Annotated in this window: 23 protein-coding genes; 17 read left to right on the top strand and 6 right to left on the bottom strand. The window is 74.0% G+C overall.

Annotation, left to right across the window (positions count from 1 at the left end):
* From AC1DT4_RS18090 to AC1DT4_RS18065, 6 genes are all read left to right on the top strand, one after another.
* A partial coding sequence (locus tag AC1DT4_RS18090; RefSeq protein ID WP_477091156.1) for a glutamate ABC transporter substrate-binding protein occupies window positions 1-876 on the top strand: 876 nt, incomplete at its 5' end.
* Window positions 873-1,985, top strand: coding sequence for a hypothetical protein (locus AC1DT4_RS18085; RefSeq protein ID WP_477091155.1), 1,113 nt, complete (start codon window positions 873-875; stop codon window positions 1,983-1,985). The genes AC1DT4_RS18090 and AC1DT4_RS18085, both read left to right, overlap by 4 nt.
* Window positions 1,982-4,276, top strand: a complete 2,295-nt coding sequence (locus AC1DT4_RS18080; protein ID WP_477091154.1) for a serine/threonine-protein kinase — start codon at window positions 1,982-1,984, stop codon at window positions 4,274-4,276. The genes AC1DT4_RS18085 and AC1DT4_RS18080 overlap by 4 nt, the downstream gene beginning before the upstream one ends.
* Window positions 4,261-5,301, top strand: coding sequence for a PP2C family protein-serine/threonine phosphatase (locus tag AC1DT4_RS18075; RefSeq protein WP_477091153.1), 1,041 nt, complete (start codon window positions 4,261-4,263; stop codon window positions 5,299-5,301). The genes AC1DT4_RS18080 and AC1DT4_RS18075 overlap by 16 nt, the downstream gene beginning before the upstream one ends.
* A 13-nt stretch (window positions 5,302-5,314) precedes the next feature.
* Window positions 5,315-6,592 (top strand): vWA domain-containing protein, encoded by a 1,278-nt coding sequence (locus AC1DT4_RS18070; RefSeq protein ID WP_477091152.1) that lies wholly within the window; start codon window positions 5,315-5,317, stop codon window positions 6,590-6,592.
* On the top strand, window positions 6,589-7,329 hold the full coding sequence (locus AC1DT4_RS18065; protein ID WP_477091151.1) for an FHA domain-containing protein: 741 nt from the start codon (window positions 6,589-6,591) through the stop codon (window positions 7,327-7,329). Before AC1DT4_RS18070 ends, AC1DT4_RS18065 begins: the two co-directional genes overlap by 4 nt.
* Window positions 7,330-7,333: 4 nt before the next feature.
* Here the strand turns inward: AC1DT4_RS18065 and AC1DT4_RS18060 are convergent, their stop codons facing one another.
* Window positions 7,334-8,041, bottom strand: a complete 708-nt coding sequence (locus AC1DT4_RS18060) for a rhomboid-like protein (RefSeq protein WP_477091150.1) — start codon at window positions 8,039-8,041, stop codon at window positions 7,334-7,336.
* A gap of 63 nt (window positions 8,042-8,104) precedes the next feature.
* On the bottom strand, window positions 8,105-8,347 hold the full coding sequence (locus AC1DT4_RS18055; protein ID WP_477091149.1) for a hypothetical protein: 243 nt from the start codon (window positions 8,345-8,347) through the stop codon (window positions 8,105-8,107).
* A 607-nt stretch (window positions 8,348-8,954) separates the two neighbouring features.
* Between AC1DT4_RS18055 and AC1DT4_RS18050 the strand changes: the two genes are divergently transcribed.
* Both AC1DT4_RS18050 and AC1DT4_RS18045 read left to right on the top strand, forming a co-directional pair.
* On the top strand, window positions 8,955-10,571 hold the full coding sequence (locus AC1DT4_RS18050) for a glycosyl hydrolase family 18 protein (protein ID WP_477091148.1): 1,617 nt from the start codon (window positions 8,955-8,957) through the stop codon (window positions 10,569-10,571).
* A gap of 117 nt (window positions 10,572-10,688) precedes the next feature.
* Window positions 10,689-11,804 carry a matrixin family metalloprotease gene (locus AC1DT4_RS18045; protein ID WP_477091147.1) on the top strand — a complete coding sequence of 372 codons (1,116 nt, stop codon included), beginning with the start codon at window positions 10,689-10,691 and terminating at the stop codon, window positions 11,802-11,804.
* Window positions 11,805-11,813: 9 nt separating this feature from the next.
* Here AC1DT4_RS18045 and AC1DT4_RS18040 read toward each other — a convergent pair whose 3' ends face one another.
* A complete protein-coding gene (locus AC1DT4_RS18040) occupies window positions 11,814-12,593 on the bottom strand; it encodes an alpha/beta fold hydrolase (protein WP_477091146.1) in 780 nt (259 codons plus the stop codon).
* A 140-nt stretch (window positions 12,594-12,733) separates the two neighbouring features.
* Here AC1DT4_RS18040 and AC1DT4_RS18035 point away from each other — a divergent pair, with 140 nt between their 5' ends.
* From AC1DT4_RS18035 to AC1DT4_RS18005, 7 genes are all read left to right on the top strand, one after another.
* Window positions 12,734-13,072, top strand: coding sequence for a YciI family protein (locus tag AC1DT4_RS18035; protein WP_477091145.1), 339 nt, complete (start codon window positions 12,734-12,736; stop codon window positions 13,070-13,072).
* A gap of 10 nt (window positions 13,073-13,082) precedes the next feature.
* Entirely contained in the window at window positions 13,083-14,318 is a 1,236-nt protein-coding gene (locus tag AC1DT4_RS18030; RefSeq protein WP_477091144.1) for an RNA polymerase sigma factor, read from the top strand.
* A 23-nt stretch (window positions 14,319-14,341) separates the two neighbouring features.
* Window positions 14,342-15,799, top strand: a complete 1,458-nt coding sequence (locus AC1DT4_RS18025) for an outer membrane protein assembly factor BamB family protein (RefSeq protein ID WP_477091143.1) — start codon at window positions 14,342-14,344, stop codon at window positions 15,797-15,799.
* A complete protein-coding gene (locus tag AC1DT4_RS18020) occupies window positions 15,796-17,253 on the top strand; it encodes an outer membrane protein assembly factor BamB family protein (RefSeq protein ID WP_477091142.1) in 1,458 nt (485 codons plus the stop codon). Before AC1DT4_RS18025 ends, AC1DT4_RS18020 begins: the two co-directional genes overlap by 4 nt.
* A gap of 23 nt (window positions 17,254-17,276) precedes the next feature.
* Window positions 17,277-18,770, top strand: a complete 1,494-nt coding sequence (locus AC1DT4_RS18015; protein ID WP_477091141.1) for an outer membrane protein assembly factor BamB family protein — start codon at window positions 17,277-17,279, stop codon at window positions 18,768-18,770.
* Between the two features lie 21 nt (window positions 18,771-18,791).
* Window positions 18,792-20,270 (top strand): glycosyltransferase family 39 protein, encoded by a 1,479-nt coding sequence (locus tag AC1DT4_RS18010; RefSeq protein WP_477091140.1) that lies wholly within the window; start codon window positions 18,792-18,794, stop codon window positions 20,268-20,270.
* Between the two features lie 237 nt (window positions 20,271-20,507).
* On the top strand, window positions 20,508-22,571 hold the full coding sequence (locus AC1DT4_RS18005) for a glycosyl hydrolase family 28-related protein (RefSeq protein ID WP_477091139.1): 2,064 nt from the start codon (window positions 20,508-20,510) through the stop codon (window positions 22,569-22,571).
* A gap of 96 nt (window positions 22,572-22,667) precedes the next feature.
* Here the strand turns inward: AC1DT4_RS18005 and AC1DT4_RS18000 are convergent, their stop codons facing one another.
* Window positions 22,668-23,951 carry an alpha-amylase family glycosyl hydrolase gene (locus AC1DT4_RS18000; RefSeq protein ID WP_477091138.1) on the bottom strand — a complete coding sequence of 428 codons (1,284 nt, stop codon included), beginning with the start codon at window positions 23,949-23,951 and terminating at the stop codon, window positions 22,668-22,670.
* A gap of 218 nt (window positions 23,952-24,169) precedes the next feature.
* On the opposite strand from AC1DT4_RS18000, the gene AC1DT4_RS17995 reads away from it, so the two are divergent.
* Both AC1DT4_RS17995 and AC1DT4_RS17990 read left to right on the top strand, forming a co-directional pair.
* Entirely contained in the window at window positions 24,170-25,288 is a 1,119-nt protein-coding gene (locus AC1DT4_RS17995) for an LLM class flavin-dependent oxidoreductase (RefSeq protein ID WP_477091137.1), read from the top strand.
* A 152-nt stretch (window positions 25,289-25,440) separates the two neighbouring features.
* Window positions 25,441-25,782 (top strand): YnfA family protein, encoded by a 342-nt coding sequence (locus tag AC1DT4_RS17990; RefSeq protein ID WP_477091136.1) that lies wholly within the window; start codon window positions 25,441-25,443, stop codon window positions 25,780-25,782.
* Window positions 25,783-25,800: 18 nt separating this feature from the next.
* On the opposite strand, the gene AC1DT4_RS17985 is transcribed toward AC1DT4_RS17990, so the two are convergent.
* Together AC1DT4_RS17985 and AC1DT4_RS17980 are read right to left on the bottom strand one after the other, a co-directional pair.
* Window positions 25,801-26,151: an MmcQ/YjbR family DNA-binding protein gene (locus tag AC1DT4_RS17985; protein ID WP_477091135.1), complete on the bottom strand. Its 351-nt coding sequence runs from the start codon at window positions 26,149-26,151 to the stop codon at window positions 25,801-25,803.
* A gap of 244 nt (window positions 26,152-26,395) precedes the next feature.
* Window positions 26,396-26,958, bottom strand: a 563-nt coding sequence (locus AC1DT4_RS17980; RefSeq protein WP_477091134.1) for an HNH endonuclease signature motif containing protein, incomplete at its 5' end; no start/stop codon positions are given.

Raw genomic sequence — 26,958 nt, 5'->3', positions numbered from 1 at the left:
CAGCAGGACGCCGCGGCGGCGCCCGCAGCGCCCGCAGCCGTCCCGGCCCCGGCGGCGTGCGACGACGGCACCGACCCCGTCGCGTCGTACGCGCCCGACGGCGGACCGGCGCCGACGGTCGCCGCGATCCGAGCGCGCGGGGCTCTCGTCGTCGGAGTCTCCGCCGACACGCTGCTCATGGGTGCCCGCAACCCGCTGTCGGGCCAGATCGAGGGCTTCGACATCGACATGCTCCACGCCGTCTCGGCCGCGATCTTCGACGGTGACCCGAACCGGCTGCAGTTCCGGGTCATCACCTCCGCCCAGCGGCTCGACGTGCTCGAGAACCACGAGGTCGACCTGGTGGCCCGGACGTTCACCGTGAACTGCGAGCGGTGGGAGACCATCGCGTTCTCGGCCGAGTACCTGCGGGCCGGCCAGAAGGTCCTGGTCACCCGCGACTCGACGGCCACGAGCATCGAGGACCTGGAGGCCGCGGGCGACCAGCGCGTCTGCGCACCCGACGGCACGACGACCCTCACCCGGCTGCAGGAGAACTACCCCGGCGTGACCGCGGTGAGCGCCCCCACGCACACCGGCTGCCTGGTCCTGTTCCAGCAGGGCAAGGTCGACGCGATCACGGGCGACGACACGATCCTCGCCGGGTTCGCCGCGCAGGACCCGTACGCGAAGGTCGTCGGCGACGCGTTCAGCGCCGAGCCCTACGGCATCGGTGTCGCCAAGGACCAGCCCGACCTCGTCCGGTTCGTCAACGGTGTGCTCGACCGGATGAAGGCCGACGGCACCTGGGCCGCGACCTACGACCACTGGCTCGGCGCGCTCGGTCCGGCGCCCGTGCCCCCGACGTCGGTGTACGGCCGGGTCGAGGCCCCGTGAGCGGACCCGACGCGCCCGAGGCGCCGGGGCGGCTGGGGGAGCCGATCCCGGCACCCCAGCTGCTCACGTACCTGAGCGGGCTCGAGGCGTGGCTGGCGCACCGCAGGACGGAGCTGGACCGGCTGGACCAGGCGGCGCAGGCGTCGCCCGCGTCCGAGACCTACACGGACGACGTGCTGCTCGCGCTGACCATGTGGCAGGCGATCCGGACGCGCACGGACGAGCTGGTCGAGGTCTGGGACTCGGGCCGGGCCGACGCGGTGGCGCGGGAGAAGATGTCGCAGCTGGTGTGGGGCCGGCTGGACTCGGGCCTGGGCGCGGCGCTGGTCTCGCTGGTCGAGGCCGTGACCCTGTGCGACGCGATGATCTCGCAGGTCCGCGCCCGGCTGTCGTTCGACCCGGACACCGCCGACCAGGCCGCTCGGCTGCGGGGGCTGCGGGCCGGGCTGGTCCGCTGCGAGGACCTCGCCGGCGTCGACACCACCGCGGGCGAGCTCGTCGCCACCCTGCGGGCGCGGGAGCAGAAGCTGGTCACGCAGGCCGCCCGCGGCGCCGACATCTCGGGTCCGCTGGCCGAGCTCGAGGCGCGGGCGGCCCTCGCCGAGCGCGACCTCATCGTGCAGGTGTCCCAGCGGCGCACCCTCGAGAAGGGCCGGGCCGACGCCCGCGCGACCATGCTCGCGCTCGAGCAGCGGGAGCCGACGCTGCACCAGCTGGCCGACCGGTGCCGCCGGGAGATCGCGCACCCGCCCAAGCTCGCGGTGCCGGACGTGTCCCGGCTGGGCGCCGTCCCGTCCACGCGGACCGAGCTCGACTCCTACGTCGACCGCCTCGCCGCGGTCGGCCGCGCCTTCGACGCCGTCGCCGACGCCTACAGCGCGCCCCTGCGCGAGCGCGCCGAGCTGCGTTACCGGCTCGAGGGCGCCCGTGCCGCGGCCGACGCGAACGGCCGCAGCGCCTCGCCCACCGTCCGGTCGGGGTACGACGAGGCGCGCACCGTCGTCGCCCAGACCCCGTGCGACATCACCCTGACCCGCTTCCTCGTCGAGCAGTACGAGTACCTCACCCGCGACCTGCCCACGGCGGGTCAGGAGGGACGACCCCGATGACGACCACGACCGACATCCCCTGCACCGAGCCGGGCTGCACCGGCACGTACGAGGACGGCTACTGCAACGTCTGCGGCTCACCGCAGGGCGCCTCGTCCGCGCCGGCTCCGGCCTCGGCCACCTCCTTGCTGGGTACGGGCGTCGCGCAGGCCGCGCCCGACAGCGGCGCCGACGTCGGTGGCGAGCGCTCCACCCGCACGGGCCGCACCAGCTCGAGCCGGCTGGCGACGGCCGCGCTCGGGTCCGCCCGCACGGTCGCGATGGGATCACGCCCCACGCGCCGCGTCGGCACCTCGTCGACCCGGCTGCGCGGGGCACGGCTCGGCGCCGGGCTCACCACCGTCCCGCCCGCGCCGGTCCAGGACCCGCTGCAGGCGGTCATGGCCGTGCCGGAGGTGGAGGAGCGCAAGCGGTTCTGCCCCAAGTGCGGCGCCGAGGTCGGGCGCTCGCGCGACGGCGTGCCGGGCCGGACCGCCGGGTTCTGCCCCAAGTGCGGCACCCACTTCGACTTCACGCCCGCGCTGAACCCCGGTGACGTGGTGGGCGGCCAGTACGAGGTCGTCGGCTGCCTGGCGCACGGCGGTCTCGGCTGGATCTACCTGGCGCGCGACCGGAACGTCTCGGGACGGTGGGTGGTGCTCAAGGGCCTGCTCAACTCCGGCGACCCCGACGCGTACGCCGCGGCCATCTCGGAGCGGCAGTTCCTCGCCGAGGTCGAGCACCCGCTCATCGTCGAGATCTACAACTTCGCGATGCACGACGGTGCCGGCTACACGGTCATGGAGTTCGTCGGCGGCCGGTCGCTCAAGCAGATCCTGCAGGACCGTCGAGAGGCCGCGGGCGGGGTCAACACGCCGCTGCCGGTGGACCAGGCGCTCGCGTTCGTCCTCGAGATCCTGCCGGCGTTCGCCTACCTCCACGACGTCGGCCTGCTGTTCTGCGACTTCAAGCCGGACAACGTGATCCAGCAGGGCGACGCGGTCAAGCTCATCGACCTCGGCGGCGTGCGGCGGATCGACGACCTCGAGTCGGCGATCTTCGGCACGGTCGGCTACCAGGCGCCCGAGGTGCCCGAGGTGGGTCCGTCCGTCGCGTCGGACATCTACACGATCGGCCGCACGCTGGCCACGCTCGTGCTCGACTTCCGCGGCAACACCACCACGTTCGTCGCGTCCCTGCCGTCGGTGGCCGACACCCCGGTGTTCCAGACGTACGACTCGTTCTACCGGCTGCTGGCCAAGGCGTGCGCCCTCGACCCGTCCGACCGGTTCGCGTCGGTCGACGAGCTGCGCGCGCAGACGCTCGGCGTGCTGCGCGAGGTGGTGGCCACCGACCGCGGGCCGGGCAGCCCCGCGCTGCACTCGGCGGCGTCGGTGCTGTTCGAGGCGCCGACGTCCGACGAGGCCGGCCACCCGCTGGCCTGGGACCAGCTCCCGGCGCTCAAGGTGGACCCGAGCGACCCGTCCGCGAACTGGCTGGCGGGCGTCAACGTCAACGACCCGGTGCAGCGCATCGCGGCCCTGGCCGACGCCCCCGAGGACACCGTCGAGGTCCGCCTGCGCCGCGCCGCGGCCGCGATCGAGGCCGGTCGGCAGGACGTGCTCGACGCCACCCTGGCGCAGGTGCTGGGGGAGGACCCGTGGGAGTGGCGCGCGGCGTGGCTGGGCGGCCTCGCGCAGCTGCACGCGGGCGACCCCGTCGCCGCGCGCGCGTCGTTCAACGCGGTCTACGGGCAGGTGCCGGGCGAGCTGGCGCCGAAGCTCGCGCTGGCGACCGCGTGCGAGCTCAGCGGCGAGCCGGACATCGCCGAGTCGCTGTACATCATCTGCGCGCGCTCCGACGCGAACTACACCGCGCCGGCCGCGTTCGGCCTGGCCAGGATCCGCAGCGCCCGGGGGGACACGCAGGGGGCACTCGCGGCGCTCGACCTGGTCACCGCCACGCGCAGCTCCTACGTCGAGGCCCGGATGATGCGCGCGCACCTGCTCGCCGGCTCCGCCCGGGACCTGGACGCCCTGTCGGCGGCGCTGGCCAGCGTGCACGGCGTCTCCATCGACGCCCGGGCCCGGTCCGCGCTGCGGGTCGACGTCCTCGGCAACGCGCTGGCCACGGTGCTCAAGGACGGTCCGTCGCGCAACGTGCAGCTGGACGGGGTGCCGGCGCAGGAGCAGGGGCTGCGCGACGCCCTCGAGTCGGCGCTGCGCGAGTCGGCGGCGCTGGCCGACAGCCACGAGGAGCGCGTCGAGCTGGTCGACAAGGCCAACGGCGTGCGCCGGTGGACCACGTGGTGACCTGCGCCTCCTGCGGCACGGTCGCGGGTGACGGGGCGGTCTTCTGCGAGCAGTGCGGCAAGCCGCTGGCGCCGGTGGTCGCGCCGCCCGCGGTGGCGGTCGAGCCGGAGCCGGTGCCGGCGCCCGTCTGCCGTGCCTGCGGCGGCACGATCGCCGCGGACGGCTACTGCGAGCAGTGCGGCGAGCCCGCGGTCAACGAGCGCGACCACTGGAGCGAGCTCCCGTCCGCGCTCGTCGGCGGCGTGTGCGACCGCGGCCGCCGGCACACCCGCAACGAGGACGCGATGGCCCTCGGAGTCAGCGGCCCGACGGCGGTCCTGGTGGTGTGCGACGGTGTCTCGACGGTCGCCGACTCCGACCTCGCCAGCCTGGCCGCCGCCCGGTCCGCCCGGGACGTGCTGGTCGGCGGGACCGCGGGCGGCAGTGTCGGCGCGTGGTCGGCGCTGCTGGTCACCGCGGCCGCGGCCGCGGACCAGGCCATCGCGGACGCGATCGGGGACATGGCCGACCGGGCCGAGCCTCCGTCGTGCACGTTCGTCGCCGCCGTCGTCGACGGGCCGACGGTGGTCGCGGGCTGGCTGGGGGACTCGCGCGCGTACTGGGTGCCCGACGAGGGGCCCGCGCTCCAGGTGAGCGTCGACGACTCCGCGGCGAACGAGATGATCGCGCGTGGCGTGCCGCGCGCCCGGGCCGAGGCCTCGTCCGAGGGGCACGCGATCACCCGCTGGCTGGGTGCCGACGCCGAGACCGTGGTGCCCAGCACGGCCACGACCCGCGCGCAGGGGCCGGGCTGGGTGCTGGTCTGCTCCGACGGGTTGTGGAACTACTGCTCCGAGGCCGACGACATCGCCGACCTGCTGCACCGGACCGCGGCCGCGCACGGGCCGGCGCCCGACGCGATCGCCGGCGAGCTGGTCCGCTGGGCCAACGAGCAGGGCGGCCACGACAACATCACCGCCGCGCTGGCCCGCGTCGACGCGCCCTTCGATACTGTCCAGACCGACCCGACCGCACCTGCGGCCTGAGCAAGGAGTCACTGTGGCCGACTTCCGCACCGAGGTGTTCCAGAACGAGTTCCTCTCCGACGGTGCCACGGACGTGCACGCGATCGTCACCGTGACGAGCTCCGGCGCGGGCTCCGCGGCCTCCAGCACGGGCGAGGTCGCCGAGATCGTCATCATCGACACGTCCGGCTCGATGAGCGGCCCGAACATCGAGGCCGCCAAGCACGCCGCGCAGGTGGCGGTGGACCAGATCGTCGACGGCACGTGGTTCGCGGTCATCGGCGGCAGCCACGTGGCCAACCGGGCCTTCCCGTACCCGAACGCCCCGGTCGCGATCGTGCAGATGGAGCCGGGGGCGCGCGAGGAGGCCAAGCGCGCCATCTCGTACATGCGGCCCTCGGGCGGCACCGCGATGAGCACCTGGCTGCGGTTGGCCGACGCCATCTTCGCGATGGTCCCGCAGGCCGCCCAGAAGCACGCGATCCTGCTCACCGACGGCCGCAACGAGTCCGAGCCGCGCGGCGAGCTGTCGAAGGCGATCTCGGCCGTGACCGGCCACTTCCAGTGCGACGCCCGCGGTGTCGGCGCCAGCTGGGAGGTGGGCGAGCTGCGCGAGATCTCGAGCGCGCTGCTGGGCACCGTGGACCTCATCCGGAACCCGGCCGACATCGCCGAGGACTTCCGCGCGCTGGTGAACGAGTCGATGTCCAAGGGCGTCGCGGACGCCGAGCTGCGCGTCTGGGCGCCGCAGGGTGCGCAGGTGCTGTTCGTCCGGCGCGTCGCTCCGACCGTCGAGGACCTCACCGCGCGGCGCACCGAGGTCAACCCGCTCACGGGCTCGTACCCGACCGGCGCCTGGGGCGACGAGTCGCGCGACTACCACGTGGCCGTCCGGGTGGCGTCGAAGCCCGTCGGCTCCGAGCAGCTGGCCGCGCGCGTGCAGATCGCGGTCGGTGGAGAGGTCAAGGCGTCGGGCCTGGTCAAGGCGCGGTGGTCGGACGACAGCTCGCTGACCGCCCGGATCAATCCCGAGGTCGCGCACTACACCGGCCAGGCGGAGCTCGCCGCGGTGATCCAGGAGGGGCTGGCGGCGAAGGCGGCCGGCGACGAGGCGACGGCGACCGTCAAGCTGGGCCGCGCGGTCCAGCTGGCCGCCGAGACGGGCAACGAGGAGGCGACCTCCCGGCTGCGGCGGGTCGTCGACGTCGACGACGAGGAGAAGGGCACCGTCCGGTTGAAGCGCAACGCCGACAAGCTCGACGAGATGGCGCTCGACACGGCGTCCACCAAGACCACCCGGGTCCGCCGGTGAGCACGGTCCTGTGCCCGAACGGGCACCAGTCGACGTCGACCGACTACTGCGACGTCTGCGGCTCGCCGATCGAGAGCGCCGCCGCGCCGGCGTCGGCACCCACCCCGGCGGTCGCGGCGACGACGACCACGTGCCCGCACTGCGGCGCTCCTGCGTCCTCGCTCGCGCTCTTCTGCGAGACGTGCGGCTACGACTTCACGACGGGGTCGCTGCCGGCAGGCGCCGACCCCACGCCGGCCGTCGCGACCACCGCCCCGTCAGCCGTCGTGACGCCCGCGCCCCCGGCGCCCGACCCCGCGCCGCCCGCCCTCCCCACCCCCGCCCCCGACGGCCAGGACTCCTGGGTCGCCGAGATCTGGGTGGACCCCGACTGGTACGCCGCGCAGCAGCCCGAGGACCCCATGCCGTCGGCCGGCCTGCCCGGGCTGGTGCCGCTGCGTGAGCGCAGCGTGCTCGTCGGTCGCCCGTCCGTGTCCCGGAACATCCAGCCCGCGGTCGACTGCGGGACCGACTCCGGGGTGTCGCGGCGGCACTGCCAGCTCAACACCGACGGCCAGCGCTGGTGGGTGGAGGACCTGCAGTCCGCCAACGGCACCTACGTCAGCCGCGCGGGCGACCCGCTGCCGACCGTCCCGATCCCCGCCGGCCAGCGCCGCGAGCTCGAGGACGGCGACCGGCTGTACCTCGGGGCGTGGACCCGCATCGTGATCCGGACGGCGCTGCCGGGCGAGGTCTGACCCGTCACACCGTGGGGTCGATGCCGTCCTCGCCCTGCGCCCGGGCTCGCTGGTCGGCGGCCACGGCGCGGGCGGCGACGAGCGCCAGCAGGAGCCCGATGGTCAGCGCGCTCGCGTGGCCGGCGTCGGTGAACGTGCGGTTGATCGCGCCCGGCAGCAGCCAGAAGACCGCCGTCGCGCCGAGGTACCACCAGCGCCAGCGGTGCGGGACGGCGAGAACCAGGAAGCCCATCGCGGCGGCCATGACGTAGCTCACGCCCACGTCGGTGGCCGAGGCCGCGCTCTCGTCGACGAACCCGTGGAAGATGCCGGTGGCCAGGCCGGCCGCGACGATCAGCCCGGCCCCGACGTGACCGGCCAGCCCGACCACCACCGAGGCCAGCCGCCCGACGAACCGCTGCAGGTAGGCGAGGACGACGAGAAGCTGCGCGACGAGGGAGAGGCCGAGGATGCTCTCGACGACGAACGCGCTGCCGAGCATCGAGACCAACGGCGCGGCGCGCAGGTTGTCCAGGTTGCCGCTGACCCGCGCGAGGATCTCTGCCGTGCGGTCGTCGGGCTGGAGCATGATCACGATCGTCACGACCGTCACCGTCGCGCAGTAGGCGATCGCGAGGTCGGCCTTCGCGACCGTCCTCCCGACGTCCCGCACGACCGCCCCGACCAGCTCACGGGCGGTGCGCCGGTCCGGCGCAGGCTGCCCGTCTGTCATGCGTCGACGCTACCGCCGCTGTCTGGACGTCGGCTGGTCGCCGGCTGTGGGTCGCGGCCGGGGTCAGCTGCGGTGCAGGCGGGCGGCCTCGTCGGCGAGCAAACGCTCGAGGACGGTGTGGCGGTCCCGGGCCAGACGCGCGGCGGGCTCGTCGTGCCGGTGCACCGCCTCGTCGTACTCGTGGTGCGCCCGGCTGGCCTCGGCCGCGAGCCGGAACCACGGGGCGCCCGCGAGCTCGCGCCGCACCTGCGCCTCCAGCGCGGGATCGACCTCGTGCTCGGGGTGCAGCTGGTCGACGACCGTCATGTCCGTCGCTCCTTCGCTCCGGTTGCCCTCCATCGTGCGCGCCTCCCGCCGCGGATGCCGAGCGACACGCGCACACTCCACCCGGAAGGAGCAGCCGGTCGCGCGGCACGGACACCTGCACTCCTCTCAACCTCGTCGGATCCGGCGCCCATGCCACGCAGGTCTTCGCCCTGCGAGAAATGCGTCGAACAATGCCGCCGGTCCCACCCGCGCGCATTCCTTTCGACGTCTTCCCGTCCATCGAAGTCACGGGCGCCTCGCGACGGCCGATCAACGCGCCGCGCCTGTCCCTGCCCGGCCCGCATCGCTCTCACCTGCACGTTCGTCGCGGGCTCGCGTCGCCGACCGGTCATGCCGGGCGCGCGTCCCCACGCCCGTCGCCCGTGCCGCGGGTAGCGCATTCCTGGAATGTCCGCAGCCCGTTGTGTGGCGGAGGTCGCATTCTCCTGGGTTCGACCGGAGGTCGGCGCAGCCATTGACTCTGCCCCGTGACTCTTGTTAGCGTCCGTTGTGAACCATTAGTACACACTCCTTACATATTCGACGCTCCGACGATGGACAGGGGATCGCAACGATGGCTTTCGCACGACACTCCGCACAGACACCCATGGGACGACGGCGTCCCGCACTGGTGGCCACCGTCCTCGCCGCGCTGGCCGCCCTGGTCGCCGCGATGGTGGTGACCCAGCCGGCGTTCGCCGCGGGCACGATCTCGGCGACGTTCACCTCCGCCGGTGACTGGGGCACCGGGCACCAGGTCAACGTCAAGGTCACCAACTCCGGGACCTCCGCGGTCGCCGCCTGGACGCTCCAGTTCGACCTGCCGGCCGGCGCCACGATCAGCAGCTCGTGGGACGCCGACGTCACCAGGAGCGGCAACCACTACACGGCCGTGAACAAGAGCTGGGCCGGCAACCTGGCGGCGGGTGCGTCGCAGACCTGGGGCTACGTCGCCACGGGCCCCTTCACGACGCCCACCGCGTGCAGCATCAACGGCGTCGCCTGTACCGGGGGCACCCCGACCAGCACGCCGACCACCCCGACGCAGACGCCGACCACGACGCCTACGCCCACCCCGACCCCCACCACCACGACGCCCCCGCCCCCCGGCGGCAAGAAGGTCGTCGCCTACTTCACCGAGTGGGGCGTCTACGGCCGCAACTACCACGTGAAGAACATCGAGACGAGCGGCGCAGCAGCGAAGCTGAGCACGATCGTCTACGCGTTCGGCAACACGTCCAACGGGCAGTGCTCGATCGGTGACTCGTACGCCGACTACGACAAGGCGTACACGGCCGCGGACTCCGTCGACGGCGTCGCCGACACCTGGGACCAGCCGCTGCGCGGCAACTTCAACCAGCTCAAGAAGCTCAAGGCCATGCACCCCGGCCTCAAGGTCGTCTGGTCGTTCGGCGGCTGGACCTGGTCGGCGGGCTTCACGCAGGCCGCGGCCAACCCGACCGCGTTCGCCAACTCCTGCTACAACCTGGTCAACGACCCGCGCTGGGCCGGGGTGTTCGACGGCATCGACGTGGACTGGGAGTACCCGAACGCCTGCGGCCTGCAGTGCGACTCGAGCGGCCCGGCGGCGTTCAACACGGTCGTCACCGCACTGCGCACCAAGTTCGGCAGCAGCAAGCTGGTGACGGCGGCCATCACGGCCGACGGCTCCAACGGCGGCAAGATCGACCTCGCCGACTACGCCAGCGGGGCGCAGAAGCTCGACTGGATCATGCCGATGACGTACGACTACTTCGGCGCGTTCAACCCGACCGGGCCGACGGCGCCGCACTCGCCGCTGACGTCCTACGCGGGCATCCCGCAGCAGGGCTTCAACGCCGAGGACGCCATCAACAAGCTGATCGCCAAGGGCGTCCCGGCGAACAAGATCCTGCTCGGCGTCGGCTTCTACGGCCGCGGCTGGACCGGCGTCACGCAGACCGCCCCCGGCGGTTCGGCGACGGGCGCCGCGCCCGGCACCTACGAGGCCGGCATCGAGGACTACAAGGTGCTCAAGACCAAGTGCCCGGCCACGGGCACCGTCGGCGGCACCGCGTACGCCAAGTGCGGCTCGGAGTGGTGGAGCTACGACACCCCGGCCACCCTCACCAGCAAGATGGCGTGGGCCAAGAGCAAGGGTCTGGGCGGCACCTTCGCCTGGGAGCTGTCCGGCGACACCACGAACGGCGAGCTCATGACCGCGCTGTCCAACGGCCTGAAGTAGGGGCCTTCCCGGAAGCCCGGCCGCCGGTATCTCTCCACCCGGCGGCCGGGCTTCGCTCGATCCCTCCAGTTGCCTCGGTCACGTGCCGATGGTCTCCACGGCCCGACCGTCGGGCAGGTGATCGAAGGGGAGTCGTTGGACCACGCGCAGGGATCCCGGCACAGTCCCGACGACCTTCCCCGGTCCCCGACCGGCCGGATCCCGCAGTGGGTCATCGACGAGGCGGCAGGTCGCGCCCCGGACCCGTCCGAGGTGTGGCGGGCCGGGCCGTCGGTGCTCGGCGGGAACGTCCGGCGGCCGGCGAGCCGCGGCGCCGGCGTCCGACGCAGTCGAGTCCTCCGGCGACGCCGTCGGGCCGCGATCGATCAGCCGTACGCCGGTCGGACGCCGCGCGGGTCAGGTCTGGCCGCGATCCTGGTGGTCGTCCTCGTGACGGCGTTGTGGGTCGTGCAGGCGGGCGGCCCGTCGCGTGCCCTGGTGGCCCTCGGAGTCACCCGCCCGACGGGCACCGGCCTGCCCGACCCGGCGGCGCCCGCGGTCGACGGGGGCCAGCTGCCGGCGTCGCCGACGCCGGGGCGCGAAGAGTCGTCGAGCCCGCTCGGGCAGCCGGCGCAGCTCGTCGCGACGAGCACGTCCTACGGGTACGAGCAGCTGCAGGCCGACGGCGTGACCCCCGTGGCCTACGACCCGTGCCGGCCGATCCACTACGTCACGCGCCCCGACGGCGCACCGGCCGACGGCCCGCAGCTGGTGGCCGATGCCGTGGCGCAGATCTCGCTCGCCACCGGCCTGCAGTTCATCGACGACGGACCGACCGAGGAGGCCCCGTCGGAGACGCGGGCACTGTTCCAGCCTGAGCTGTACGGGGACCGGTGGGTCCCGGTCCTCGTCAGCTGGTCGACGCCGGACGAGGCACCGCGACTCCAGGACGACGTGGTGGGGTTCGGCGGCAGCGCCTACGTGAGCCGCGACGGGAGCCCGGCGTTCTACGTCACCGGGCAGGTCACGTTGGATGCTGCGAAGCTCTCCGACACCCTGGCGGAACCGAACGGGACGGCGACGGCGCGCGCGGTCGTCATGCACGAGCTCAGTCACGTCGTGGGCCTGAGCCATGTCGACGACACCGCGCAGGTGATGTACCCGCAAGCGCGGCGTTCGGTGACGGAGCTCGGTGCCGGTGACCTGACGGGCCTCGCGACGCTGGGCCGCGGGGCCTGCGCCCCGGACCTCTGAGGGAGGTGATCACGCCGCCAGCAGCTCGCGCACGGCGACGGCGGTGGCCTCCACGGGGATGCCGTGGTTCGCGCCGCCGGGCACGACGACGTGGCGGGCGCGGGGCAGCAGCGCGGCCAGCGCGGCGGCGGACTCCGGCAGGCCGGGCCACGTCTCGGCACCCGTGATCACGGCGGTCGGCACGTCGACGGCGGCCATCGCCGGTGTCGGGACCCCGAGCCGCGACGTGATCGTCGCGTCGTAGACCGTGCTCTGCGCGATCGCCACGAGCGAGGGCCAGCCGGGGGAGGCGCGGAACTGCTCGACCATCGCCGCCGGGATGCCGACCCCCTCGGTCTGGAACAGCGCGACCGCGTCGTCGGGCCGCCCGGCGGCCATCAGCGCCGCGAGCCGCGCCGGCAGGTCGGACGGCCGCGCGGGGAAACCCCCGAGGGCGAACGGCACCTCGTACAGCGCGAGGTGCGTGATCGGGACGCCGGCGGCCGCCGCGGCGAGGGCGAGGGTGCCCCCCGACGAGTAGCCGAACACCGCGGTGCTGCCGCCGACGAGCTCGACGAGCGCGGCCAGGTCCTCGATCTCGCGCTCGATGGCGTACGGCGCCGTGTCCCCGCTGCGGCCGCGGGCACGCCGGTCGTAGGTGACGACGGTGTGGTCGCCGGCCAGCCGCTCGGCCAGGTCGGCGCACGTGGTGTGGTCGTTGAAGGCGCCGGTCGCGAAGACGATCGCGGGGCCGTCGCCGGCGCGCTCGTAGGCGATCGGGGTGCCGTCCGTGGAGGCGAGGGTCTGCATGGGGTGCTCCCGGGTGATCGGTGCGGTGGGGTCACGAGGGGGACGAAGGACGGTGCCGCCGATGGACACCTCGCGCGATGCTGTCCATCGTGGCGCGGCCCGCTCGTCCAGGAGTGACCACACCCAGCGAAGGAGTCCTCATGGAGTACCTGTTGCTCATCAGCGCGGACGAGGAGCTCGCCCAGGCCCGGATGCGGGAGGGCGCGTTCGGCACGTTCGACGCCTGGATCACCGACCTCGAGCGCCGCGGTGTCCTGCGCACCCACGTCGGCCTGCACGACAGCGTGACCGCGACGACCGTGCGCGTGCGGGACGGCGACGTCCTGCTCACCGACGGCCCGTTCGCCGAGGGGCGCGAGCAGGTGGGCGGCCTCGCGATCGTCGACTGCGCCGACCTCGACGAGGCGGTCGCGATCGCCGCCGCGCACCCGGCGGCGGCCGTCGGGCAGGTCGAGGTGCGGCCGGTGCGGACCGCGTGAGGGGGATCCGATGACCGACGACGTCGAGCGGGTCCTCGCGGACACGTTCGCGCAGGACTGGGGCCGCCTCGTCGCCACCCTCATCCGCCTCACGGGCGACTGGGACCTGGCCGAGGAGTGCACGCAGGACGCCTTCGCGGCGGCGCTGCGCACGTGGCGGCGCGACGGCATCCCCGACGTGCCGCGCGCGTGGCTCACCACGACGGCGCGGAACCGGGCGATCGACCGGATCCGGCGGGAGCGGGTCGGCGCGGAGAAGCTGCGGGCGCTCGCGATCGAGCCGGTGGCGGACCGGGAGGAGGACGACAGCGGCATCGCCGACGACCGCCTCCGGCTGCTGTTCACGTGCTGCCATCCCGCGCTCGCGCTGTCGTCGCGGGTCGAGCTGGCCCTGCGGACGCTGTGCGGGCTGACGACCGCCGAGATCGCGCGGCTGTTCGGGGTGCCGGAGCCGACGATGGCCAAGCGGCTGGTCCGCACCAAGCACAAGATCGCCGTCGCGGGGATCCCGTACCGCGTGCCGTCGGCGGCGCAGCTGCCCGAGCGCACCCCCGGCGTGCTGGCCGTCCTGTACCTGCTGTTCACCGAGGGCTACGCCGCGACGGCCGGACCGCACCTCGTCCGCGTGGACCTGTGCCACGAGGCGATCGACCTCGCCCGGCTGCTGGTGGACCTGGTCCCGGACGACCCCGAGGCCGCCGGCCTGCGTGCCCTGCTCCTGCTCCAGCACTCCCGCGCGGCGGCCCGCACCGACCGCGACGGTGTGCTCGTGCCGCTCGAGGAGCAGGACCGGTCGGCGTGGGACGCGGACGCGATCGACGCCGGGCTGGCCGAGCTGCGCCGGGCGCTGCGACGCGAGCGGGTCGGCCCGTACCAGCTCCAGGCGCTCGTCGCGGCGTGCCACGCGACCGCGCCGACCGCGCAGGACACGGACTGGCCGCGGATCCTGGCGTTGTACGACCAGCTTGTCGTGGTGCTCCCGTCGCCGGCCGTGCGGGTCAACCGGGCCGTCGCCGTCGGGATGGCGGACGGTCCGCAGGCCGGGCTCGACACGCTCGCGGACGTCCCCGACCACCCGCTGGTCTCCGCGGTCCGGGCCGACCTGCTGCGGCGGCTGGGCCGCACGGACGAGGCCGCCGACGCCTACCGCGAGGCGCTGTCCCGCACCACCAACGACGCGGAGCGCGCGTACCTGCGCCGCAGGGCGAACTTCGCGGCCGACCCCGCTCCCACGCCGCGCGCCTGAATCCCCGCGGGTACCGTCGCAGGATGGGACCGCGGCGTCACATGGAGCAGGTGGAGCTGCTCGACGACGCCCTGCAGGAGCCCGCTCCCGAGGCGCCGCCGAGGCCGCGCCGGTGGTGGCCGGCGGTCGTCGTCGGCGGCCTCGCTCTCGCCCTCGTCGGGACCCAGGCCGCGCTCAGCGCCCGCGACCACGCCGAGCTCGCGCGCGTGGCCGCGCTGCCGGGGGTCCTGCCGTCGGTCGGCCCGGACGTCGCGGAGCTCTGGCGGGTCGACGAGGCCGACGTCGGGCTCCTGTCCTCGGGCGCCGAGGTCGCCGGGGGGCTCGTCGGGGTGCGCACGGGGCCCGGCGGCGACCAGAGCGTCACGTCCCTCGACCCGGCGACCGGCGCCGTCCGGTGGACCGTGACGCTGACGGACCCCGACCCGGTGCTCGCCGTCCGCGGCGCCCGGGCCTCGACCACGGCGTGCGCCCCGGTCCCGGCGGCGCCGACGCAGGTCGCGTGCCTGGTCACCGACGTCGTGCTCAGCCTCGGCGGCGCCGGCCGGCTCACGTACTCGCGCCCGCCGTCGCAGTCGCGCGTCGTCGTCGTCGACGCCGCCGACGGCCGGGTGGTGGCCGACCACGCGACCTCGCCCGCGCTCGACTTCGCGGTCCTGCCCGGGCTGGTCGTCGTCGCGTCGCCCGCGCCGGACGGCCACGCCGAGGTCACCGCGCAGGACCTCACGACGGGCGCCGTGCGCTGGCGGTACACGTCGTCGCGACCGCAGGTCGACCCGGCCGGTGACGTCTCGGGGTTCGGGCTCCTCGCGCTCGACGACCTGGTCGGCGTGGTCGAGGCCGGTGCCCAGGTGACCCTCCTGGCGTCCGACGGCGCGGTGGAGCGAGGGCGCGCGCGGTACGACCGGCTCTCGCACGACGAGGCTGCCACGCGCATCGAGCTGCTCGCCGGGTACGGGACGAACCAGGTGGCGACGACGATCGTCCGGCCCGACCGGGCGGACGTCGTGATCGCGGGGCGGCTGGTCCACCGTGCGGTCGACGACGGCAGCCTGCCGGGGATCGAGCTCACGGAGGGCTCCCGGATGCAGGCGCGGGACGCGTCGACGGGAGCCCTGCTGTGGACCGCGGACACGCACACGAGCGGGCCGGTCCTCGTTCTGCACGGCCTGGTGTACTGCACGAGCGGCGAGAGCCCGGGGGGCCTGGTCGCGTTCGACGGGCGCTCCGGGACCGCGGCGTGGACGGCCAGCGCGGGGACCTACGACCAGCTCGCCCGCCTGATGACCGACGGGCAGGTGCTCCTGGTGGGCCTCACGCCGCTGGACGGCACCTCCGCGGGGACGCTCGCCGCGTTCGCGCTGGCCGACGGCCGACCGCTCTGGCAGGTCCCGCTGCCCGACGGGCTCAACGCGGCGTGGACGCAGGGACGGCTGCTGGTGGCGAGCTCGGGTGGCCCGACGGCGGTGCTGGGAGCCCCGTGAGTGCCCGCGGCGCGATGCAGCACGTCGAGCTGGAGGAGGCGGCCGCCGCCCCGGCCGTCGTCGCCGAGCCCCCGGCCCGGCGCCGCGGCCGCTRGTGGCCGGTCGTCGGGGTCGCCGCGGTGCTCGTCGGCGCGCTCGCCGTGACCCAGTCCGTCCTCGACTCGCGAGAGCGCGCGGCCCAGGAGCGGCTCGCCGCCACGCCGGGGGTCGTGCGGCCCGTCGACGCGGACGTCGGCGTGCTCTGGCGCCCGGACCCCGCGGCGGAGGCCGTGCTGCTGCAGGGGATCGACGCCGGCGGTGCGATGGTCGGGCTGGCCGTCGCCGACGACGGCTCGCAAGCCTTCGTCGGCATCGACCAGCGGACCGGGGAGCAGCGCTTCTCGACCCCGCTGCTCGGGCCGGACGCCGCGCGGGCGAGGTCGCTGGACCGCAGCGCGGCGGGCACGTGCGTCCCCGTGCCCGCGGCGTCGGCGCCGACCAGGCAGGCGGTCTGCCTGGTGAGCGACGGGTTCGTGCAGTACGGCGACGAGGGCGTCGAGACCCGCAAGCCGGCGACGACCACGCACGTCGTGGTCCTGGACACCGCCGACGGCCACGTCGTCGCCGACACCCCCGCACCGGCCGCGACCGCGACCGCGCTCGCCGTGCTGCCCGGTCTCGCCGTGGTGTTCGACCCGGACGCGGGCGTGATCGGCCGTGACCTGCTCACCGGCGCCGTCCGCTGGACGTACGGCCCGCCGACGCCCGCGGTGTACCGGCGGTCCTTCGCCGGCGATCTCCAGCTGTTCGGCGTCGACGGCATGGTCGGGGTCGCCGTCCCGGGCTGGACGGCCGCGCTGCTGTCGCCGTCGGGCGAGGTCCTGCGCGCGGCCCGGCCCGGTGACGGCGACTTCGTGATCGACCCCGTCGCCGGGCGCCTCGCCCTGCTCACGAGCACGGGGTCCGGTGCGCTGCGGTCCACGCTCGTGCAGCGGGGGCACGAGGACGTCGACCTGCCGGGGGGCCTCCTCACGCTCAGCGTGGACGACGGCAGCGTGCCCGGCCTCGTGCTCACCTCGGACGTCTCGCTGCGCGCCTGGGACGCGGCCACCGGCCGGGCGCGGTGGAAGGCCGACGTCGTCGCGTCCGTGAACGCGCTGGTCCTGGACGGGCGCGTGTACCTCAGCACGCAGGCGGGCGTCGTCGCACTCGACGCGCGCACCGGGGAGGTGGCCTGGCGCGGCGCGACCACGGAGGGCAACGTGCCCGGCTTCGTCGCGACCGACGGGGAGCGCCTGGTGGTCGCCGACCAGCCCGTGGTCGGCGGTCCCAGGAGCGAGCTGGTGGCGTTCGCCCTCGACGACGGGCACGCCGAGTGGCGCGTCCCGTTCCCCGACGGGCTGCGCTCCAGCGTGGCGCTCGGGCACCTGCTGCTCGGGTGGGGTGACGACGGCCGCCTCGTGGTCCTCGGCTGACGGTGGATGGGTAGGGTCCGGGCATGATGCGCCGTGGCGGTATGCAGCAGGTCGAGCTGCTGGACGGTGCTGCCGACGACGAGCCCGCGCCGGAGCCGGCCCGCACGCACGGACGCTGGCGTTGGTGGGCCGGCGGTGCGGCCGCCGTGGCGGTCCTCGCGCTCGCCGGCACGCAGTGGGTGGTCGACGTCCGGGAGGACGCGGCCGTCGCCCGGCTCGCCGCCGTCCCGGGCGTGGTGCCGCCCCTCGGCGACTCGTTGCGGGTCGTGCGGAGCATCTCGGAGCAGGAGAGCACGGCGCTGTGGGGCAGCATCGACACCGGCCCGGCCACGGCCAGCCTGGTCGTCGGACCGGACGGGTCCCAGGCCTTCACCGCGGTCGACAAGGTGTCGGGGGAGACGGCCTGGTCGACGCCGCTGCTGGGACCGGACGCCGAGCGGGCGGAGCCGTCGAGCTCGACCTGGGGCGGCGCGTGCCTGGCCGGCGCGCCCGACGGGCAGGCGTCGACCTTCGCCGCGTGCCTGGTGACCGACGGCTACCTGCGGATCGACGACGAGGGCCAGCAGCACGTCGTGGCGGCGACGACCACCCGCGTGACCGTGCTCGACACGAGCGACGGGCACGTGCTCGTCGAGTGGCCGGTCGAGCCCGACTCGCAGATCGCGATGCTCGCCGGCCGACTGCTCGTCGGCCACCGCGACGCCGACGCTATCGAGGTCGTCGCCCAGGACCCGCTCACCGGCGACGAGCAGTGGCGGTACCAGGAGCCGCTGGTCGCGGACCCCGCGGCCGAGTCGGACGCGATGACCGAGCACTTCTGGACGTTCTTCGCCGCCGGCGACGTCCTGGCGTTCGGCAACGGGGGCGCCCTCGCGCTCCTGTCGCCGACGGGCGAGAAGGTCCGGGACGACCTGCGCGCGGGCGACGGAAACGGGGGCTTCGGCACCGACCCCGTGACGGGCAACCTGGTGATGACGGTCTACGGCAGCTCCGGGGAACCCGAGACGACCACGTTGCTCGCCACCGACGGAGACCCGGCGAGCGACCGGGAGCTCGACGGGAGGTTGCTGGTGACGACCGTCGACGACGGCAGCCTCCCCGGACTGGTGCTCACCGCGCTCGGACAGCTCGACGCGTGGGACCGCGAGACCGGCCGCGAGCGATGGACGGCCGACGTGGAGCCCGGCTACAGCGCGCTCGTCGTCCGCGGGCGGATCTACCTCAGCACGGCGACCTCGCTGGTGGCGCTCGACGGGCGAACGGGCGAGGTCGTGTGGCAGACGCCCGCGAGCCTCGGGCTCGGTGGCTTCCTGGCCACGGACGGTCGGCAGGTCCTCGTGCCGTCGACGTCGTCGTCCGGCATCGCCGACGGCGGCCGCCTGGTCGCCTACGACTTCGCGACCGGTCAGGAGGTCCGCCGCATCCCGTACCCGGAGGGTGTCACCGACGTGCAGATGTACAACGGGCTGCTCCTGGGGTGGTCGAGCGCGACGGAGGAGGTCTTCGTCCTGGAGTAGCGCTTCGCTACGCTCCGTCTCGTGGTCGTCGCCGACGTCGGCCGGCGTCGCGGCGAGCTCCCGGCTGTGGCCTGGTCCTGGGTGCTCGCGGCCGCGGGCGTGCTGCTCGCGGTGCTCGTCGCCCTGTCCGGGCGGTACGGTCCCCACCGCGACGAGCTGTACTTCGTGGCCTCCGGCCGACGCCTGGCGTGGGGCTACCCGGACCAGCCGCCGTTGACCCCCCTGATCGCGCGCCTGACCGACGTGGTCGCGCCCGGCTCGCTCGTCATGCTGCACCTGCCGAGCGCGCTGGCCGCCGCCGGCGTCGTGGTGCTCGCCGCCCTCACGGCGCGCGAGCTCGGGGGCGGCACCGGCGCGCAGCTGCTGACGGTCGTCGCGACGGGCACCGGTGTGGTGGTGGTGACGCTGGGTCACATCCTGTCGACGACGACGATCGACACCCTGTTCTGGGTCGCGATCGTCTACGTCGTGCTGCGCACCCTGTCCCGGGACGCACCGCGCGGATGGCTGGTGGTCGGGCTGCTGTCCGGGCTCGCGCTGCTGGACAAGAACCTTGCCGTCTTCCTGCTCGGCGGGATCGTGGTCGGCATCGCGCTCACCCCGGAGGTCCGGCACCACCTGCGCTCGCCGTGGGCCTGGGCGGGCGCCGTCCTCGCCCTGGTGATCTGGCTGCCGAACCTGGTCTGGCAGGCGACGCACGGGTGGCCGCAGCTGGCGCTCGCCGCCGACATCCGCGACGAGTACTCCGGGATCGGCCCGCGTCTCGAGTTCGTCGGCCTCCTGCTCGTGCAGTTCAGCCCGGCCGCCGCGGTGCTGTGGATCTACGGGCTGGTCCGGCTGCTGCGGGTGCCGTCGCTGGTCCGTGCGCGGCCGCTGGGCTGGGCGTTCCTCGTGCTGGTCGTCGTCTTCCTCGTCACCGGCGGCAAGGCCTACTACGTCGTCGGCGCCGTCCCGGTGCTGCTGGCCGCCGGGGCGTGCGGGCTGGCTCCTCGGCGCTCCACGCGCGGGCTGGTGATCGCCGGCACCGTCCTCGGGCTCAGCGCGCTGGTCGCGTGGCCGACGGCGCTGCCGGTCCTGCCCGAGAAGGTGTTCGGGCAGTCGGTCTACGCCGAGCTCAACGACGACCAGCTCGAGATGATCGGCTGGCCCGCCCTCGTCGCCACGGTCGGCGATGCCGTCGACGAGCACGACGCCGCGCTCGTCGTCACCGCGAACTACGGGGAGGCCGGTGCGCTCGACTGGTACGGGTCGGACGTGCCCGTGTTCAGCGGCCACAACGGGTACGCGGCCTGGGGGCCACCGTCCGGTGTCGCCGGCCCCGTCGTGCTCGTCGGGTACGAGGGCGCGCCGGACTGGGCGGTCGGGTGTCGACCGGTCGCCGAGGTCGACAACGGGGCCGACGTCGACAACGAGGAGCAGGGCGCCCTCGTGCAGGTGTGCGACGGCCCGCGGGGCTCGTGGGCCGAGGTCTGGGACCGGGTCACGCACCTCGACGCCTGAACGCGTCGGTGGAGCAGCATTGCTCCGTTCGGGCGGTTGCTGCGACTTCCTGACGTGCGCACCGACACGAGCCGTTCAGAGAAAAGCCATCTCTTGCGCTCACACACGTAAGTTCTTGCTTTATCCCATCCGCTCTTGTCGTGCAGATTGTCCAGTACGTACGGTGTGTCCCGTCCATGCGGCGCCGTGCCCCCTTGTCCCCACGGCGCCGTCCCGGCTGCGCAAGGAGGCGCTCCCGTGAGGAACACAGTCATCCGGCCTGCATCGCGTCGGGCCACCCGCCCGCTCGCGTCGGCCGCCGCCCTCGTGCTCGCGCTCGCGGTCGTCGTCGGCACGGGGGGTGCAGCGTCGGCCCACGGCCGCACGCCCGTCCCGCCCGCGCCCGCTGCCCCCGCCGTCACCCGCGCCGCCCTCGATCCGTCTCTGGTGAGCGGCCGCGGCGCGTCCGTCGGCTTCCTCGAGCAGGAGGCGGAGAAGGCGGCGACGAACGGCACGGTCATCGGCCCCGACCGGACCGCCTACACCCTGCCCGCCGAGGCCTCGGGCCGGTCGGCGGTGAAGCTGACGCCCGGGCAGTACGTCGAGTTCACGCTGCCGAAGGCGGCGAACGCGCTGACCGTCCGGTACTCGATCCCGGACTCCGCGGCCGGCGGAGGCATCACCGCCCCGCTCGACGTCACGGTGGACGGCGCCGGCAAGCGGTCGATGACGCTGACCTCGCAGTACTCGTGGCTCTACAACCAGTACCCGTTCAGCAACGACCCGAACGCGGGCCTGCTGCACCCCGACTGGTGGATCACCGAGTGCGGCTGCGTGCCCGCGTTCACGACGCCCAGCCCGACGATCACGACGCCGTTCCGGCCCATGCACTTCTACGACGAGCAGCGCCTGCTCCTCGGCCGCACGTACCCGGCCGGTGCCAAGGTCCGACTGACGGCGCCGGCCGGCACCCCCGCGGCGTGGACGGTCATCGACCTGCTCGACTCCGAGGTGGTCGGCCTCCCGCACGTCCGGCTCAAGGCGGCCAACGTGCTGCTGTTCGGCGCGGACCCGTTCGGTACCAAGGACTCCGCCGGCGCGTTCGACAAGGCCATCGCGTTCGCCAAGGCGAAGCACCTGCCGGTCTACGTGCCCCCGGGCGTCTACCAGGTGAACCGTCGCATCGTCGTCGACGACGTGACGATCGAGGGCGCGGGGTCCTGGTACACGATCATCCGCGGCAAGGAGGTCGCCCTCGCGACCCCCGCCCCGGACGGCTCGGTCCACACGGGTGTCGGCTTCTACGGCAAGGACGCGTCCGCGGGCGGCAGCCACAACGTGCACCTGTCCGGGTTCGCCATCCAGGGTGACGTGCGCGAACGCATCGACACCGACCAGGTCAACGGCATCGGCGGCGCCCTGAGCGACTCGACGGTCGACGGGCTCTACGTCCAGCACACCAAGGTCGGCGTGTGGGTGGACGGTCCGATGACCAACCTCGTCGTGAAGAACAGCGTCATCGTCGACCAGATCGCCGACGGCCTGAACTTCCACACGGGCGTGACGGGGTCCTCCGCGACGAACAACGTCGTGCGGAACACCGGGGACGACGGGCTCGCCATGTGGGCGGAGAAGACGACCAACGCCGGCAACACGTTCGACCACAACACGGTCCAGACGCCCACGCTCGCCAACGGCATCGCGATCTACGGCGGCACCGACAACACGGTCGTCGGCAACCTCGTCGCCGACCCGATCCGCGAGGGCTCCGGCATCCAGGTCGGGTCCCGGTTCGGCGCCGAGGCGTTCACCGGGCACCTGTGGATCACGGACAACACGACCGTCCGCGCCGGCACCTACGAGCTCAACTGGAACATCGGGCTCGGCGCCATCTGGTTCTACGCGCTCGAGAAGAACATCGACGCGGACATCCAGGTGGTCGGCGACCACTTCCTCGACAACACCTACAACGCGATCATGGTCGTCGCCGACTGGCCGGTGAAGGACCTCTACAAGGTCACGAACGTCCACTTCAAGGACATCCGCGTGGACGGCACCGGCACCTCGGTGCTCAGCGCCCGCGCGGCCGGGTCGGCCACCTTCGAGAACGTGGACGCCCGGAACGTCGGTGCCGTCGGCATCAACAACTGCGGGTCGTTCAACTTCCCGCCCACCGGCTCCGAGTGGTCGTCGATCGACCTCGGCGGCAACGACGGCGGGGGCACCACCGGCCCGTGGTTCGCGCCGTGGGAGCTGCCGAACACGATCACCTGCGACGACCGGCCGCCGGTGGTCGCGCCGCCGGCCCCGTCGACCTGGTAGCGGGTCCGGCGCTGGGTAGACCACCGCCGGGGGTGCGGTGAGGGGGAGGGCGGTGTGCCGGCTGGGTACCGGTGCGCCGCCCTTCCCGTCGTCCGGCTACGCCCGCAGCACCGCCCAGCCGTGCGGCGCGACGTCCGACCGGCCGCGCGTGTCGTCGTCGGAGGCCAGGAGCTCACCGTCCGGGCGCGCGAGCGGCTGGTCGTCGAGGTTCAGCGCGACGAGCAGAGCCTCGTCGCCGTCGCGCACCTCGTAGACGAAGGTCGTGTTGGTCAGCGAGACCTGCGTCGTGCGCGCCCGGTGCAGCCACGGGTGGCGCCGGCGCAGCCCGATCAGGTCCTGGTAGAGCCGGAGCACCGCGTCGTCGACGAGCCCCGGACCGTCGGGAGACAGCTCCGGCCGGACGGCGTCGTCGCCCCCCTCGCGCTCTTCCTTGAGGCCCGTGAACCCCAGCTCGTCGCCCGCGTAGATCGTCGGGGTGCCGCCGACCGTGCACAGGACGACGACCGCGTGAGCCCGGTGCCGCGGGTCCTCGATGATGCTCGCGACCCGCGTGGTGTCGTGGTTGCCGACGAACGTCTGGGGCGCGAACGTGTCGAGGAACTCGTCGTGGCGGGTCAGTGACCAGGCCAGCTCCCACAGGTTGGCGTCGTTGAGCGAGCTCCAGACGGCCTTCCAGAGCTCGTACTGCGTGACCGAGTCGACGGTCGAGGCCTGCACGAACGCCGGGTAGTCGCCGTGGATGACCTCGGCGACGAACCAGGCGTCGGGATGCTCGGCGCGGACGCGGGGAAGCACCTGCGCCCAGAAGCTCGTCGGCACCGCGTACGCCGCGTCGAGCCGCCAGCCGTCCGCGCCGCGCGCCAGCCAGTGGTTCATCACGCGGACCACGTAGTCGACGACCGACGGGTGCGCGTGGTCCAGCGCGACGAGGGCGCCGTGGCCCTCGAAGTCGACGAACCCGCCGTCGGCGTCCCGGCGCAACCAGACCTCGTCGTCGGACCGTCCCTCCAGCGCGTCGACGGACCGGCGCGCGATCGCCGAGTCCCGGCCCACGTGGTTGAACACCCCGTCGAGCAGCACCTTCAGCCCGCGTCCGTGAGCCTCCGCGACGAGGGCGTCGAAGTCCTCGTCGTCGCCCAGGCGCGGGTCGATGAGCAGGTGGTCCACGGTGTCGTACCCGTGGGTGCTCGACGCGAACACCGGCCCGAGCGCGATCCCCGAGGCACCGAGCGCCACGACGTGGTCGAGCCACGCGACCAGTCGCCGGAGCCGGTGCTCTGCGGGCCCCGGTGCCGCACCCGGGTACGCGCCGACGGCGCCCAGCGGGTACACGTGCCACCAGATCGCGTGCCGGACCCAGCCCGGCTCGGTCCCAGTCATGAGGCGCCCCATCCCGTCGATGCCACCTTCGACCCTAGGCGTCGCGGCCGTCGACGGCGTCGCGTCCGCCGGTTCTCCCGCGCGAGGCGGGGCGCCGATGCGTGGTGCGTGCCCGGGGGTGTCCGGCGGGTGAGACGACCGGCTCCGGGCCTTGATCGGCACGGTCGCGGTTCGCAGACTCCGGTCGTCCACCTGGCGACCCCCGAGACAGGCCGAACATGAGCTCGTTCCACTGGTTCCTGCCCACCAACGGCGACGGCCGACACGTCGCCAACGTGGTCGCCGCCGCGGGCGTCGCGAAGCGGGTGCTGACCCGACCGGCCTCCGTCCCCTACCTCGGGCAGATCGCCCGCGCCGCCGAGCAGTCCGGCTTCGACGCCGTGCTGACGCCGACCGGTGCGGCCTGCGAGGACGCCTGGATCACGACCGCGGCCCTCCTGCCGCTGACCGAGCGGCTGCGGTTCCTGGTGGCCTTCCGCCCGGGGTTCCTGCTGCCGACGCTCGCGGCCCAGCAGGCGGCGACGTTCCAGCGGCTGTCCGGCGGCCGGCTCGCCGTCAACATCGTCACCGGCGGCGACCCGGCCGAGCAGCTCGCGTACGGCGACACTCTCGGTCACGACGAGCGCTACGGCAGGACCGACGAGTTCCTCTTCGTGTTCCGGTCCTTGTGGGGGCCGACGCCCGTCGACCACCACGGCGCGCACTACGACGTGGTCGGCGGCGGATTCCCCTCACTCGAGGCGCCGCGACCGCCGGTCTACTTCGGTGGCGCGTCCCCGGCGGCGGAGGCGGTCGCCGCCCGCCATGCCGACGTCTACCTGGCCTGGGGCGAGCCCGTCCCGGCGCTGGTCGAGCGGCTGACCCGCGTCCGCGCCGCGGCCGCCCTGCTCGGCCGCACCCTGCGGTTCGGCGTGCGGCTCCACGTCATCGCGCGGGACACCGCGGACGAGGCCTGGTCCGAGGCCGACCGTCTCCTCGCCGGGATGGACCCCGATGCCCGAGCCGCGGCGCAGGCCCGCTTCGGGACGATGGAGTCCGTCGGCCAGGCGCGCATGACGCACTTGACCCGAGGACTGGGACTGGCGGCCCGCGAGCAGCAGGTCGGCCCGAACCTCTGGGCGGGCATCGGTCTGCTGCGCGAGGGCGCGGGCACGGCCCTGGTGGGCAGCCACGACGAGGTCGCGGAGCGGCTGCGCGAGCTCGCCGCCGTCGGGTTCGACGAGTTCATCCTCTCGGGCTGGCCCCACGTCGAGGAGGCGTACCGGGTGGGGGAGGAGGTGCTGCCGCGGTTCACCGCCCGCGCCGAGGCTCGCACGCCGGACCTCGTGCGGGGCTAGCGCGGACAGGTCACGCGTCCCCCGCCAAGGGACCTCAGAGCGACGTGCCTCGGCGTCTCCGCGCCTGCGGAGCTCCCACCGGCCGCCGGCCCCGTCGGTGGGCCCGGCCCGGGTAGTTTCAGGCGACACCCCGTGAGCCGCCAGGAGGATCGATGACCCTGACCCGGTCGATCGTGCTGTTCATCGCCGCCGCGTTCCTCGAGATCGGCGGCGCGTGGCTCATCTGGCAGGGCGTGCGCGAGCACCGCGGCTGGGTCTGGATCGGCGCCGGTGTGGTGGCGCTCGGGCTGTACGGGTTCGTCGCCACCCTGCAGCCCGACGCCCACTTCGGCCGCATCCTCGCGGCGTACGGCGGCGTCTTCGTGGTCGGCTCGCTGGTGTGGGGCATGGTCGCCGACGACTTCAAGCCCGACCGCTGGGACGTCGCCGGCGCCCTCGTCTGCCTGGTCGGAGTAGCCCTGATCATGTACGGCCCGCGGCCCGAGGGCGCCTGACGGATCGCTGGCGGTGGATCACGCCTCCTGCGGCGGTCCCAGGTGGGCGTACCGCCGACGGAGCACCGGCGGAGCCGCCCACCACCACGATTCGGCGAGGTGCGCGCGCAAGGTCGCGGCATCGACGACGCCGAGCGTGATGAGCACCAGGTTGGTACCCGCGTGGTGATCGGTCGTCGAGTACAGCGCGGGCTCCTGCTCCACCAGCGCGAGCCGCTCGCCGTCGTCCTCGACGCGAACCGTGAGTCGGTCGTCGTCCCACATCCGCGCCACCAGGTTGCGGTGGAACCACGCCGGCCGACCCCAGCTCTGCCGCTCCGACACCTCAGGCAGCGCGAGCGCCGACCGTCGAGCATCGTCCTCGTCCATCACCCCATCCTGGCCGCCGCCACCGACACCGGGGTCTCGGCGGCAGAACCGCACGGGCGCGGAGCCGTCCGGTAGGTGTCTTGGGACTCCACCGGTGCCGCGACCACCCAGCTGGCCGAGCGGGGCGTCGGAGACTCACGTGTGGCCGGGCGATGACGCGTTCGCCGTCGCGCAGAACGAGGCACGGTGTGAAGCCCAGTCGGGGTGGTCATCGGCCCAGTGGAAAGGAGCGACGCGTAGCGGGTCAGAAGGGTGGGTCGCCGAGCGCTGGTGGTGGTGGGCGGTGTACGAGGGCGTCGGGTGGGACCAGGACCAGGACCGGGCTGCGCGCGTACGTCAGCCCGTGCCGGTCGGTCCAGGTGGACACCCCGGTGGTCGGGTCGTAGGTGACCTGCCACCAGCCCTTCGTCTTGGCTTGGTGGTGGTGCTTGCACAGCGCGTGCAAGTTCGCCTCGCACGTTTGGGTCTCGTGGCCGTGCTCGGCGCCGGTGCCCGTGGCGCTGCTGGCGCCGGTTCCAGTGGAGGCGGCTCCGGGCGCGCGGGTGTGGTCGTAGGGGATGCGGTGGTCGAGCTCGCACCGGGTGGCCGGCTGCCGGCAGCCGGGGAAGGTGCAGGTGACATCCCGCGCTTGGACGGTGCGGGTCAGGTCCGCACCCGGCCGGTAGGACTGGGTGCCCACGGAGCAGACCTGCCCGGTGGCCGGGTCGGTCAGCACCCGGCGCCAGGTCGCGTCTTGGGCGAGCTCACGGGCGACCTGGGCCGGGATCGGCCCGTAGGACCCCAGGAACCCCGGGTTGTCGTCCAGAC

The organism is Cellulomonas sp. P4_D11, from assembly GCF_056401915.1.
This window is presented reverse-complemented; position numbering and strand designations above follow the sequence as displayed.